Raw genomic sequence first — 13,410 nt, 5'->3', positions numbered from 1 at the left:
AGTGCGGTTGTTTGTAAACCGTATCAAGTCCGTATTTATTTCCTATAGTAAAGAAGACAAAGCGCTTATTGCCTCTATCAAAATGATAGCAGGCAGTAAGCCTTATAATTTAAAACCCTACAAGATTGCCACACAACACACTTCTGTGGCAAAATCTGTTAAAAGAGGTTTTAAAGAATCTAACGAGAGGCTAGAATACTTGGGAGATGCCGTACTCAGTGTAGTAGTTGCTGAGTATCTATTCAAAAGATATCCTTTCAAAGATGAAGGGTTTCTTACTGAAATTCGATCTAGAATTGTAAGCCGAGACAGCCTCAACAACGTAGCCAGAACCATAGGTGTTCCTCAGATTGTGCGCTACGACAAAAAGCGCAAGACCCCTAATTCGCATAAATCATTATTCGGCAACACCCTAGAAGCACTTATAGGAGCCATATATTTAGATAAAGGGTTTAAGCACAGCCGTAGTTTTATTCTAAATAAACTCCTAAAGCCTCATTTCGACATTGAAGAGCTTATTAACACCACCAAAAACTACAAAAGCAAGTTAATTGAGTGGACCCAAAAGCAGTCTAAATCTCCATCATTTCAGCATTTAGAAACCATAGACAAGGGCCATTATAAAGAATTTATAATGGAGGTAAGAATTGATGACGAACCAATAGCCAAAGGTCATGGTTTAAGCAAGAAAAAGGCTGAGCAAGACGCTGCTAGAGAAGCCTGTCTGAAATTAGAGCTTGAGGAGCAATGAGAAAATACAGAATTGGAGGAGCCACAGTTAACCAAACTCCACTAGATTGGAAAGGCAATATACAGAGGCTAAAAAAAGTACTTCAAGAAGCTAGACAGCATAAAGTGGAGATACTTTGTTTGCCTGAACTCTCTATAACTAGTTATGGCTGTGAAGATTTATTCCTAAGCGATTGGCTCCCTAAGAAAGCACTCACTTTTATTCCTGAATTAATAGCTGAAACAGAAGGGCTTCTTACCACCTTCAACCTACCTATAAGACATAATGGCACGCTTTATAACTGTTCTCTACTTGTACAAAACAAGGAGATAATGGGCATCTACGCCAAGCAATACATGGCGCTAGACGGGGTTCATTATGAACCTCGCTGGTTCAACCCTTGGCCAATTGGTTTAGTAGAAGAGTTTGAGATTGAGGGTAGAAACTATCCAATAGGCGACATTACATTCGACTTTGAAGATTGGAAAATTGGCTTAGAAATTTGCGAAGATGCCTGGCGGGGCGATGTTAGACCAGCTTGCAGATTAGTAGAGAAAGGCGTAAACCTGATTCTAAACCCAAGCGCTAGCCATTTTGCTATGAAAAAGACCTTGGAAAGAATCGCTTTGGTCGAAAAATCTTCTAGCGAATTCAACTGCACTTATGTTTATGCCAACCTCTTAGGCAATGAGGCTGGTAGAATGATTTACGATGGCGAAATTCTTATTTCACAACGAGGCGATATACTTTTAAGGAACGAACTCTTAAGCTTTAAATCGCATCAATTAGTTTATGGAGACTTCTATCCTGACCAATCTACTGAGAAAGACGAAACATTAATTGCACCTGTTGAGCCTAAAGAGATTGAGTTCCCAAAAGCTTCTGCCCTTGCCTTGTATGATTATATGAGGAAAAGTAGAACTAAAGGTTACACGTTATCTCTTAGTGGTGGTGCAGACTCAGCTACTTGTGCAATCATGGTTGCAGAAATGGTGAAACGAGGAGTTGCTGCCCTCGGAGCAGATGAGTTTTGCAAATCCATTGGCTTTGCCACTCTTAACGAGAAAAGCGAAAAAGGAATTGTTAAAGCTATATTCAATACGGCTTATCAAGGTACGGTTAATTCTTCTGACACCACCTTAAATGCTGCCAAATACTTGGCCGACTCCATTGGTGCTAAATTCTATAGCTGGAATATTGACAGCACGGTGAATGCCAATACAGATATTATTGAAAATGCGCTGGGCAGAGAGCTCACTTGGGAGCAAGACGACCTGGCCTTACAAAATATTCAAGCAAGATCTAGAAGCCCCATCATCTGGATGCTCACTAATATCACAAACACCCTCCTACTCACTACATCAAACAGAAGCGAGGGAGATGTTGGCTACGCAACCATGGATGGAGACACCAGCGGAAGCCTTGCCCCTATCTCTTCAGTAGATAAGCACTTTATTCGCCAATGGCTCGTTTATGCAGAAAACGAATTGGGTTATGATGGTTTGAAATACATCAATAAGCTTCCTCCTACAGCCGAATTAAGACCTCAAGACCAAAAGCAAACCGATGAGGACGATTTAATGCCTTATCATATTATGGTTGAAATCGAAAAACTCGCAATAAGAGACCACAAGTCTCCACTTGAAGTTTTCAATGCATTGAAAGATGCCAACCTAGAAGCTGAAGACTTACTCAAACAGCACATCAAAAAATTCTATCAGCTTTGGAGCCGCAACCAATGGAAGAGAGAACGCTTGGCTCCTGCTTTTCATTTAGACGAGTTTAATGTAGACCCTAGAACTTGGTGTAGATTCCCTATTTTATCTGCTGGCTTTGTAGAAGAGTTGCAAGAGCTGTAAATCTATTGTTAAACTTTAGGCTTTATAAGCTAGTAATCTAAGAGCTTCGAGCATTTCGTATATATTTGCTCCATGCTCAATCTATCTATACTATCGTACATCGTGTGGGACCCCATGCGAGAGATCATAAAAGGAATTCAACCACCGGTTTGGTATAGCGTATTATTTGCAGCCGGATTTATTTTTGGTTACCAAATAATGGTTTACATCTTCAAAAAGGAAGGTAAAAACCCATTGAATGTAGACACCCTTTCGGTGCATATGATTTTGGCTACCATTATTGGAGCTAGATTGGGCCATTTAATTTTTTATGAGCCAGAGCGCTTCTTGGCCGACCCATTAATGTTCTTTAGAACTTGGGAAGGTGGTTTGGCTAGCCACGGAGCAGCCATCTGTATTCCTATCGCTCTTTACCTCTACAGCAACTATGTGGTTTCAACCAGAAAATCCATATTCCCGCTGAAATTCACTAAAAAACGAAGACAAGGGCAAAGCTATCTTTGGATTGTCGATAGAATTGTGATTACGGTAGCTCTTGCTGGTGCTTTCATTCGCTTTGGAAACTTTGTGAACTCTGAAATTATTGGTAAGCCTACTGGTTCAGATTATGGTGTTGTTTTTGGTCGGGTGGCCGAAGAAAGACTAGAAAAAGCTGAACTAGGGTTTGAATCTGTAGAAGCTTCAAAGGGAGAATCTAGAGAAAACCTAGAGGCAGGTATTGTACCTGTAGACCTGACTATAGTATTCGAAAACAGACAGATTAGCGAAGAGCAAGCAAGTAATATTATCAATACAGGCGTACGCAGAATGCTCATGTCTGACCCAGCCATAACCGAGCACTATTCTCAACCGAGTGGGCCATTAGATTTTGAGCTTTCTTTAGTAGATAGAAAAATGCAAGCTGTTGTGCATACCTGGGGAATAAGCAGATACCCTGCACAGCTTTATGAATCGGCTACATGCGTAATTCTATTCTTAATTTTACTTGGGCTTTGGTTTAAATGGAAAGAAAAGACACCAGAAGGACTCTTTTTTGGTATATTCCTAATCTGGATTTTCGGATTGCGTTGGTTCCATGAAACTTTCAAAGAGAATCAGGTAGCTTTCGAGGATTCTATGACCTTCAATATGGGTCAACTCTTGAGTATTCCTCTAGTATTGATAGGGGTATTCTTGGTAATAAGAGTCATTATACTATCTAAGAAAGCTAAAGATTAGCGTGCTGAATACATTGTCAAGATTGTTTTTGTTGGTACTGTGTTGTTTGTGTTTCAACCTTGACTGCCTTTCTCAAAATACTATGCCGGATATAGACCCGGAAACTGACGTCACTATTGGGAAAATCTATATTATAGGCAACAAAAAAACTCGCAACTCTATCATTTTAAGGGAATTGAACTTTGAAGAAGGCCAAACCCTAAAGATGAAAGACTTTGCCGAGTCAGTTGAACTAGACAAACAAAAGCTTATCAACACCCGACTTTTTCAAACTGTTGAACTAGTACCATTATTCTTATCTCCTAATAATGTAGAGGTACTAGTAAGGGTTCAAGAAAGATGGTATGTTTTCCCAGCCCCCATCTTCAAACTGTCAGATAGAAATTTCACTGAGTGGTGGGTAAATCAAAACAGAGACTTCTCAAGGGTAAATTATGGAGCTCAGCTTTATCACCTCAATTTTTCTGGCAGAAATGATAGACTTGTTCTGAAAGCACAATTCGGGTTTACCAAGCAATATGCCTTTCAATACTCTATACCATACATCAATAAAGCTCAAACCACTGGCCTAAATATTTCAACCTCCTTTGCCACAAACAAAGCCGTGAGTTACGCTTCTGATGGTCATAGGTTACAGTTTGTGGAGAGCGAAAACACTATAAGGCGTTTATTTTCTACCAGTGGAACACTCACCTTTAGACCTTCCTTCTACAATAGGCATTCGTTCTCTTTGGGTTATAGTAGAACTTCTATTGCTGATACAGTTTACCAGCTCAACAACGATTATTTTCAGGTAGACGCTAACTTGCAAGAGTATTTTGTCTTCTCTTATACTTACAACCATGACAACCGAGATTATGTAGCCTACCCACTCAAAGGAAATAGGTTTACAGGTAGTGTTAATCAACTAGGGCTAGGCATTTTTGACGACATCAACATGCTCACTACAAGGGTGGAGTTTTCTACCTATACTCCTATAGGCCAGAAGCTCTCATGGGCTAATTCAATAGATGTCTACAAAACTTTTACAGACGAGATTCCTTATTTAGTACGTGCAGGTTTTGGCTACAGCCCGAACTTTATCCGTGGCTATGAACGCTATGTGGTAGAGAGCGACTTTCTTACCTCCTACCGCACCTCTATGCGATTTCAAATTTTGAAAGGAATGAAACAGCTCAACCGAAGAAGCATGATAGAACAGTTTAGGGCGCTCCCCTATGCTTTTTACCTAAAGGTATTTATGGATACTGGTTATGCTGGTGACCCTCTAGAGTCTAACTCTAACAATTTCTACAATAACAAGTGGATTGGAAGTGTAGGTGTAGGTGTAGACTTGGTTACTCTATATGATTTTGTAGTACGTTTCGAGTACAGTATGAATAGAGAGGGAGATACAGGCTTCTTCGTGAATTTTAGGTCGGCTCTTTAAGACAACCCTCCTTTTCTTTGGCAGATTGTTTATATTCGAATGTGCGCATACTAACACTCACAGCTCTTCTTTTTTGCGGAATTTGGACTCAGACTTTTAGCCAAATTTCTGGTGTCCCTCCGAAGGGTCCAATCTCTATAGGAATGGGTGGTGTTTCTTCTGCTACAGCCAATGAATGGTCTATATTCAATAATCCAGCAGGACTCACTGCAAACAATGGAATAAGCGGAGTAATATCTTATCAGACCATTTTCAACTTTGCACCCTTTAATACCGTAGTTACTGGTGTCAATGCTGAAACTCCATGGGGAAATGCTGCTTTTGGTGTTTATCGCTTTGGCGATGAAATTTTCAGTAATCAAATGGCCAGCCTGGGCTTTGCTAAACAAATAGGAATTATGGCTTTAGGTGCTAAAGCCAATGTTCTTCAATACAATATAGACGGCTTCGGAAAGAGATCGATATTTGTAGCCGAAATGGGCGCACTAGCAGAGTTTACTCCTGAGCTAAACTTTGGAGTCCATGTATACAATTTCACTCAATCGGTTATTGCTCCTGAAAGTCAGGAAAGAGTTCCTACCATAATTCGCTTGGCTCTCAATTATCATCCTGATGAAAACCTTAACTTGTTTCTAGAAGGAGAGAAAGATGTAGAAGATGACCCTGATTTGAGACTAGGTATTGCCTATAGCTTAATCGAAAACCTCTGGCTAAGAACAGGCTTCTCTACCCTCACCAACCGACATTCTTTCGGAGCCGGATTTACGTTTAGAAAGTTCACCATAGACTACGCTGTCAGGTCGAACAGAAGTACTGGTGCTACACACAATTTTGGTCTGACCTACCAGATTAAGGACTAATGAAACGTACTTTCATAGCGCTGCTTACCATTGGTTGTATTTCATTTACAAACCAAGTTCAAGCTCAGCAAAATGAAAACTTCGACCTTCAAAGTTTTATAGAAAACCTCTTCAACCTACAGGATGAATCGCTCAACTATGAAGACTTATACGAGCGTTTACTACTGCTATATGAAAACCCGGTAAACCTAAATTCAGCTTCTGTAGATCAGTTGAAAGGCCTTTACATTCTTTCTGACCCACAGATAGATTCCTTAAAGAATTACATTACTGAGAACGGGAAGCTACTCACAGTCTATGAGCTTCAGTTGGTTCCTGGTTTCGACTACAACACAATAGAAAAATTAGCCCCTTTTGTTTCGGTAGACTCTAAAGAGTTTATCCAAGACGACAGGCCACTTTTACAGCGAATTCTTACAGAAAGAAATAACTACTTCATTTATCGCTTTGAGCAAACTCTAGAAGAGAAAGAAGGTTATACTGAACCAGAATCGCCTGACGACACCCGCTATGCTGGAGGCCCAGCCAAGCACTACCTTAGGTACAGAGTTGCTAAAAGTGGAGACTTTAGTTTTGGATTCACAACCGAGCTAGATGCTGGAGAAAAATTCACTTGGGATCCGGCTACTAAAAGATTTGGAATGGACTTTTGGTCTATTCACGGTATGGTTGAAAACTATAAAGGCTTCAGGAAAATTATCTTAGGCGACTATCAACTTCAGTTTGGACAAGGTTTAATTTTTGGAGCTGGGTTTGGAGTTGGAAAAGGATCGGAAACTATTAATGCCTTGGAAAGGGTAAACACTGGAGCCAAGCCCTATACTTCAGTTATTGAAGGAGGCTTTTTAAGGGGAACTGCCGTTACCTATGATGTTTCTGAGAAAATGGAAGTCACAGCCTTTGCTTCTCACTTAAAACAAGATGCTTCTATAAGGCAAGACGAGGAGTCTTTCGAAGATTATTTTTCTTCTATACAAACCACCGGTTTCCATAGAACGCCCACAGAAATAGCCAACAAAAGGCAGATTGCTGAAACTGTGCTTGGCGCCAACCTTCATTTTAAGATGAGCGAAATAGCCCAATTCGGCATGGTGTTGAATTCCAATAGTTATAGTTTACCTATCCAACGAAGCAATCAAGCCTATAATCAGTTTGAGTTCTCAGGAAAATCTAATCACAACGCAAGCATTTATACCAGCTTTAGTCTTAGACAGTTCCGTTTTTTTGGAGAAGGTGGTATTTCTAAAAGTGGCGGTACTGGTGGTGTTTTCGGCTTCACCTCAACCTTATCTCCAAGGGTAGATTTCGCAATGATGTTCCGAAGTTATGCTCGAGATTTTCATGCTCTGAGAGGCGCTTCATTTGCAGAAGGTAGCCGAAACATTAATGAAAGCGGTATTTACTGGGGCTTCAAATACACCTTAAATAGTAAATTCTTTTTAACAGCCTATTACGATACCTTCCAATTTCCTTGGCTCAGATTTAGGGTAAATACACCTTCTGAGGGCAACGACTATTTATTGCGTTTAAACTATTTTCCGCAGAGGTCGGTAAAGATTTATATTCAATACAGAAACAAATCTCGAGAAGAAAACACAGAAGATCCAGAAGACGGTTCTACCGTTGTTCGAGCTGGAACAAAGCAGCAAGTGTTAGCCAATCTCGAATACAGAATTACGCCTCAACTCAACTTAAAGTCTCGTGTTCAATTCAGTGATTTCAGAATTACAGATGAATTCAATGATGGCTACGCTTTTATTCAAGATGCTGTCTACTCTACGGGAAAATTTGTTTTCAGTGGCCGCATTGCCATATTCGATACTGAAGGAGCCAACAACAGACAATATGCATATGAGCGAGATGTACTTTACGCCTTTTCAATTCCCGCTTACAGCGGAGAAGGTATTAGAAATTACTTATTGATTCAGTATAAACTAAACCGACAAATAGACATTTGGGCTAGAGTGGCCAGAACTTCATTTTACGACCGAGATGAAGTTGGCACAGGTCTTGAAACCATTGATGGAGACAAAAGGACTGATGTTAAATTTCAGATTAGATATAAAATCAGATAATCTAGCCTTTTAAACCATTTGATTTGTCGCAGTAGACAAACTTTGATAATTTCCGAACTATTAAAAATTTAAGAAATGAGGACAAGACTTTTATCATTCGTTGTGCTCTTTTCTTTGAGTACTTCTCTGGTTTTTGCTCAGGGAAAAGCTACAAGAAAAGACAGTGAACGATGGCAGCAACATGCCAACTACTTCATGGAAATTGACATGGATGTGAATACTAATCGCTTCCAAGGAACCCAGAAGATCAAGTATACTAACAACTCTCCAGATGTTTTAGATCAGGTGTTTTACCATCTTTACTTTAATGCTTTCCAGCCAGGAAGCATGATGGATGTTCGTTCTAGAACCATAGAAGACCCAGACAGAAGGGTAAGAGATAGAATTTCCAAGCTTTCTGAAGACGAGATTGGCTACCAGAAGATATTCTCTCTCAAGCAAGATGGAAAAGATGTAAAGTATGAAGTAGAGGGTACAGTTTTAGAGGTTGAGTTAGCCAAGCCTATCCAACCAGGTCAAACCGTTACTTTCGACATGACTTTTGAGGGACAAGTCCCTGTTCAGATCAGAAGATCTGGTAGAGACAACGCTGAGGGTGTTCGCTACACCATGACCCAGTGGTTCCCTAAATTGGCTGAGTATGATTACCAAGGATGGCATGCCGATGAATACATTGGCCGAGAATTCTATGGGATTTGGGGAGATTACGATGTTAAAATCTCAATAGACAAAGATTATGTAATTGGTGGAACTGGCTACTTGCAAAATCCACTAGAAATTGGCCACGGTTATGAAGATGCTGGTCAAACCGTGAAGAAAAAAGTTAAAGACGGTAAACTAACTTGGCACTTTAAAGCACCTAATGTTCACGACTTTGCTTGGGCGGCAGATCCAGATTATGTTCATGATAAACTAACCATGGATAATGGAATGGTGTTACACTTCTTCCACCAAAAAGGCCAGAACGAGAAAAACTGGAAAGAGCTAATGCCTTTGGCAGAACAAGCGTTTGAGTATGCTAATGAGCATTTTGGCCAATATCCTTACAAGCAGTTCTCCGTAATTCAAGGTGGTGACGGTGGTATGGAATACCCAATGTCTACTATGATTACCGGAATGAGAGGAAGCTTGCTAGGTGTAACCATTCACGAAGCTATGCACGATTGGTACCATGGTGTTTTAGGTAATAATGAAGCGCTTACTCCTTGGATGGACGAAGGCTTTACTTCTTACGCTTCTGCCAGAATTTCACGACACATAAGAGCTAACGGAAAAGAAGAAGAACCTACTATCGAAAACCTAGGCATGGCTGCTAACGGTGGTTATTTGAGAATTGCTATGAGTGGTGTAGAAGAGCCACTAAGCACACACGGAGACCACTACAACCTAAACGGAGCCTACAGTGCCGCTTCTTACAGCAAAGGTTCTGTATGGATGAGCCAATTGGGCTATGTAATTGGAGAAGAAGCTCTAGACAAAGGTCTTTTAGAGTACTTTGATACTTGGAAGTTTAAGCACCCTAACCCAAATGATGTACTTAGAGTTTTTGAAAGAGTTTCTGGCTTAGAGCTAGACTGGTACAACGAGTACTTTGTTTACACTACCAAGAAAATCGATTATGGTATTCAGAACGTTGTTGGAGAGGGTAACTCAACTAAAGTTACCTTAGAAAAAGTAGGCCTAATGCCTATGCCAACGGACGTTGTTGTTACCTATAAAGATGGTACTAAAGAAGTGCACTACATGGCGCTAAGAATGATGCGTGGTGAAAAACCTGCTGAAACTAACGATCCGAGAGTAGTTCACCCTGATTGGCCTTGGACTCACCCTACGTATGAGTTTAGCATCAACAAACCTGTTTCTGAAATAGCATCAATAGAAATTGATCCTTCAAAGAGAATGGCAGATGTTAACAGAGAAAATAATGCATGGACAGCCGAAGCATTAGACAATAAAAAGTAAGCGAACATCGAGTTCAAAAACATAAATAGTCCGACTTGTGCAAACAGGTCGGACTATTGTTTTTAAAGCATTCTCGTAATTCTTAAATTATACCAAACCACGCAATTATGGCTAAACCCGTATTAATCCTTCTCGCCTCCCTACTTATTTACTCCTGTACATCTAAACCAGAATTCAAAATAAAAGGCTCCATAGAGAATTACGAAGGCTATGTATTTCTTCGCTATGGAAACATCTCAGATAGCACATTAATTGAAAATGGTGAATTCGAATTTACAGGCTCGGTTGATCAAGTAAGACGAGCAACCATAACAAACAAAGCAGACGGAATCTATTCGGCTTCATTTTTTCTAGACAATGAAGATATAACCCTCAAAACAGCATACAAAGAGCCTTTTATAAGGTTACTAGAGGTAAACAGCGAAGCAAACAGGTTAATGGAATAAATCTTGGGCGATTTGGAAGTAGTGATGGAAGATGAAGAGAAGTTGAGGAGCAACGAGCTCTTCTTATACATGGACTCAATTACTCACCTCTATCCAAACAATCAATTCATAGTAGAGCTAACATCAGAAGTAGTTACCAGCGATTTTGTGACCATCGACCAATCTCGGCAGTTGCTATCTCAAATAGATACTGCTTTACTAGACCCATTAGAACTAAAGTCTATTATAGTCTCATTAGATAGACAAGAAAGAATTAACTCTGGAGACCAATTCCCCAATTTCACTTTTGAAAGCTTTGAAGGTGAAACGTACTCACAAAACAGTTTTTCAGATCAATACATTCTAATTGATTTTTGGGCTACTTGGTGTGGTCCATGCACCAAAGGGTTCGGAGAATTACAGCCTCTATATGAGGAACTAGATGGAAAGCTGGAAGTCATAGCAGTATCCATAGATCCGAACAAAGAACTTCCAATGAAGCACCTCAGTCAAAAGAACTACCCGTGGAAACAAGCTTACGCTAAAGGGCAGTTTGAAAACCCATTTTTAGAGCAACTTGGGGTGGTATTTCTTCCATTCTATTATTTAATCAGCCCCGATGGTGAAATCTTAGCAATTAATCCTGATATAGCAGAAATTCCGGAGTTAGTTAAAAAGCGATCGAGCCTCAAAGAAGTTCTTAAGTAATGGATATTAGTAAAATCTTAATGGGAGCCATCTACATTTTGGCTGGTATAATGCACTTCATTAAACCTAAGGTGTATATGAAAATTATGCCGCCCTATCTCCCCTATCATAAGTTTTTGGTTTACCTCAGTGGCTTATTCGAAGCTCTTTTCGGTGCTTTAGTTCTATTCCCTTCAACACAAAGTATTGGCGCTTGGGGTATAATTGCTACTCTAATTGGAGTGTTCCCTGCAAACATTTATATGCTTACTTCTTATAGAGGCAAAAAGACCTGGTATAGAGTAGCACTGTGGATTCGTCTACCTCTTCAACTTTTGCTCATATACTGGGCGTGGCTCTATACCTAAGAACTAAAAGAACCTTCGGTTGAACCAAAACCGAAACTTTAGGTGTTGTTGCTGCTTAATGCCTAGCAATTTGAACAAGCCCCTAGTTAAGGTTACGATATTATTCTGCAGTATGATGACAGTAATGGCAGGAGCCACTATTGCTCCTTCATTACCAGAGATGACTAAAGCCTTCCCTGACAACCCTTCTGCAGAAACTTTAGTGAAACTCGTGCTCACCATTCCGGGCTTGGCTATAGCCTTAACATCGCCATTTTCGGGTTGGTTTATTGATAGATTTGGAAGAATTAAGCTTCTCGCTTCTATGCTAGGGCTATATGCCTTAGCAGGCAGTTCGGGTTTATACTTGAATACCCTTGGAGAGATTATAGTTGGTAGAATTTTCTTGGGCATTGCCGTTGGTGGCATTATGACAACTGCCATTGCTCTAATTGGTGATTACTTTGATGGTGAAGAAAGAAAGTCTTTTCTTGGAACACAGGCAGGAATAATGGCTTTATCAGGGACTGTATTTATAAGCTTTGGTGGATACTTAGCTGACCTTGGATGGCGATATCCGTTTGCTATTTACTTATTGGCTGCCTTGGCTATCCCTATGGTTTTACTGTTCTTAAATGAGCCTGAGCTAGATATTAGTAACGATGAAAATCGATCAAACACTGACCTAAAAATTCCTAAAACCGCTTGGACTATTTATGTAATCTCCTTCTTTGGAATGGTCGTTTTTTACCTAATGCCTGTTCAAGTCCCTTTCTTAATGAAAGAAATTTCTGATGTTGGCAATACTGCTACTGGGCTAGCCATTTCCGTAGTAATGTTAGTTGGCGGTTTAATGTCTTTTTTATTCCCTAGAATTAAATCTCGACTTACGCATTACCAGATTTATGGCATTACATTTTTATTGATGGGTATTGGATATTTAATGATTTCCAATGCAAGCAGCTATGCCATGACCATTCCAGGCCTCTTTGTATCTGGGTTGGGCGCTGGCCTTCTAATGCCTAACTCAAACTTATGTTTGGTCACCTTGGCTAACTCAAAGAACAGGGGAAAGATTTTGGGCTTTCTTACTACTTTTTTATTCATGGGGCAATTTGCATCTCCATTGCTTTTTCAGCCAGTAATCAATGCTACTTCAATCTCAGGAGGCTTTCTCTACCTTTCCATAGCCTTGATTATTATTTCAATTATTGTACTGTTTAGAAATAAGCGATTTGTTCCGAAGAGTCAGAATGAACCTGTAATAGTACAGGAAAGAAGTTCTACAAATGAAGCCGAGATTGATTAAAATAAGAAAGGCTCCCAAAAGGAGCCTTTACTTCACAATCTAATTATCGGTCTACTTCTCTACCGTTATCACATAGTTACCGGCCAAGCCAGCTCTTACTGGCCCATCGGACTTAGTAAAGCTGAACACAAACTTGGAGGTAGTCAGTGAATTAATATTTACCACTTTGCCATCGTCTAGGTTAACCACTTCGGCAGACTCACCAGCCCACTCCCAAGTACCACTGGCTTTAAACAAGTCGCCAGCGTTGGTTGTGGTATAAGTACCATTAGCAAAAGACAGGGCAAAGCCCGGATAGTTCGCACTTACGTTAGAACCATCTACTTTAATGCTTCCGAATTGACCCAGTGTCCATTGGCCAGATAATTTCTCAAAAGCGAGTTCTTGTAAACTCGGCTCCATAGGATCATCAGGATCGCAAGAAAGACTGAACAGGGCTAGCGCAGCTATCAGTACAAAAGTGTATATTTTTCTATTGTTCATCTTGGTTGTATGTTTTGACCTCTCCC

General features: G+C 40.1%; 12 protein-coding genes. 11 read left to right on the top strand and 1 reads right to left on the bottom strand.

Annotation, left to right across the window (positions count from 1 at the left end):
- Window position 1: 1 nt before the first annotated feature.
- From rnc to T7867_RS11735, 11 genes are all read left to right on the top strand, one after another.
- Window positions 2–751, top strand: coding sequence for a ribonuclease III (rnc, locus tag T7867_RS11785; protein WP_068224815.1), 750 nt, complete (start codon window positions 2–4; stop codon window positions 749–751).
- A complete protein-coding gene (gene nadE, locus T7867_RS11780; protein WP_068224814.1) occupies window positions 748–2,589 on the top strand; it encodes an NAD(+) synthase in 1,842 nt (613 codons plus the stop codon). The genes rnc and nadE overlap by 4 nt, the downstream gene beginning before the upstream one ends.
- 114 nt (window positions 2,590–2,703) lie before the next feature.
- Entirely contained in the window at window positions 2,704–3,807 is a 1,104-nt protein-coding gene (locus T7867_RS11775; RefSeq protein ID WP_245660272.1) for a prolipoprotein diacylglyceryl transferase, read from the top strand.
- Between the two features lie 82 nt (window positions 3,808–3,889).
- On the top strand, window positions 3,890–5,236 hold the full coding sequence (locus T7867_RS11770) for a BamA/TamA family outer membrane protein (RefSeq protein ID WP_068224810.1): 1,347 nt from the start codon (window positions 3,890–3,892) through the stop codon (window positions 5,234–5,236).
- A 41-nt stretch (window positions 5,237–5,277) separates the two neighbouring features.
- Entirely contained in the window at window positions 5,278–6,096 is an 819-nt protein-coding gene (locus T7867_RS11765; protein WP_157717723.1) for a PorV/PorQ family protein, read from the top strand.
- Window positions 6,096–8,171, top strand: coding sequence for a helix-hairpin-helix domain-containing protein (locus T7867_RS11760; protein ID WP_068224804.1), 2,076 nt, complete (start codon window positions 6,096–6,098; stop codon window positions 8,169–8,171). The genes T7867_RS11765 and T7867_RS11760 overlap by 1 nt, the downstream gene beginning before the upstream one ends.
- Before the next feature lie 75 nt (window positions 8,172–8,246).
- On the top strand, window positions 8,247–10,133 hold the full coding sequence (locus tag T7867_RS11755; RefSeq protein ID WP_068224801.1) for a M1 family metallopeptidase: 1,887 nt from the start codon (window positions 8,247–8,249) through the stop codon (window positions 10,131–10,133).
- 107 nt (window positions 10,134–10,240) lie between these two features.
- Window positions 10,241–10,579, top strand: coding sequence for a DUF4369 domain-containing protein (locus tag T7867_RS11750; protein WP_068224798.1), 339 nt, complete (start codon window positions 10,241–10,243; stop codon window positions 10,577–10,579).
- 3 nt (window positions 10,580–10,582) lie between these two features.
- Window positions 10,583–11,266 carry a TlpA family protein disulfide reductase gene (locus tag T7867_RS11745; protein WP_157717722.1) on the top strand — a complete coding sequence of 228 codons (684 nt, stop codon included), beginning with the start codon at window positions 10,583–10,585 and terminating at the stop codon, window positions 11,264–11,266.
- Window positions 11,266–11,613, top strand: a complete 348-nt coding sequence (locus T7867_RS11740) for a DoxX family protein (RefSeq protein ID WP_068224792.1) — start codon at window positions 11,266–11,268, stop codon at window positions 11,611–11,613. Before T7867_RS11745 ends, T7867_RS11740 begins: the two co-directional genes overlap by 1 nt.
- 58 nt (window positions 11,614–11,671) lie before the next feature.
- Window positions 11,672–12,901, top strand: coding sequence for an MFS transporter (locus T7867_RS11735; protein ID WP_084375759.1), 1,230 nt, complete (start codon window positions 11,672–11,674; stop codon window positions 12,899–12,901).
- Window positions 12,902–12,952: 51 nt separating this feature from the next.
- On the opposite strand, the gene T7867_RS11730 is transcribed toward T7867_RS11735, so the two are convergent.
- Window positions 12,953–13,384: a hypothetical protein gene (locus tag T7867_RS11730; protein ID WP_068224785.1), complete on the bottom strand. Its 432-nt coding sequence runs from the start codon at window positions 13,382–13,384 to the stop codon at window positions 12,953–12,955.
- Window positions 13,385–13,410: the final 26 nt, after the last annotated feature.

The sequence above is a fragment of the Roseivirga spongicola genome, assembly GCF_034376045.1.
Lineage (GTDB): Bacteria > Bacteroidota > Bacteroidia > Cytophagales > Cyclobacteriaceae > Roseivirga > Roseivirga spongicola.
This window is presented reverse-complemented; position numbering and strand designations above follow the sequence as displayed.

Bases quoted from the DNA above. Each gene is read 5' to 3' on its own strand.
- T7867_RS11730 (WP_068224785.1), bottom strand. From the start codon at position 13,384: ATGAACAATAGAAAAATATACACTTTTGTACTGATAGCTGCGCTAGCC.
- T7867_RS11775 (WP_245660272.1), top strand. From the start codon at position 2,704: ATGCGAGAGATCATAAAAGGAATTCAACCACCGGTTTGGTATAGCGTA.
- T7867_RS11760 (WP_068224804.1), top strand. From the start codon at position 6,096: ATGAAACGTACTTTCATAGCGCTGCTTACCATTGGTTGTATTTCATTT.
- nadE (WP_068224814.1), top strand. From the start codon at position 748: ATGAGAAAATACAGAATTGGAGGAGCCACAGTTAACCAAACTCCACTA.
- T7867_RS11740 (WP_068224792.1), top strand. From the start codon at position 11,266: ATGGATATTAGTAAAATCTTAATGGGAGCCATCTACATTTTGGCTGGT.
- T7867_RS11770 (WP_068224810.1), top strand. From the start codon at position 3,890: ATGCCGGATATAGACCCGGAAACTGACGTCACTATTGGGAAAATCTAT.
- T7867_RS11755 (WP_068224801.1), top strand. From the start codon at position 8,247: ATGAGGACAAGACTTTTATCATTCGTTGTGCTCTTTTCTTTGAGTACT.
- T7867_RS11735 (WP_084375759.1), top strand. From the start codon at position 11,672: ATGCCTAGCAATTTGAACAAGCCCCTAGTTAAGGTTACGATATTATTC.
- T7867_RS11750 (WP_068224798.1), top strand. From the start codon at position 10,241: ATGGCTAAACCCGTATTAATCCTTCTCGCCTCCCTACTTATTTACTCC.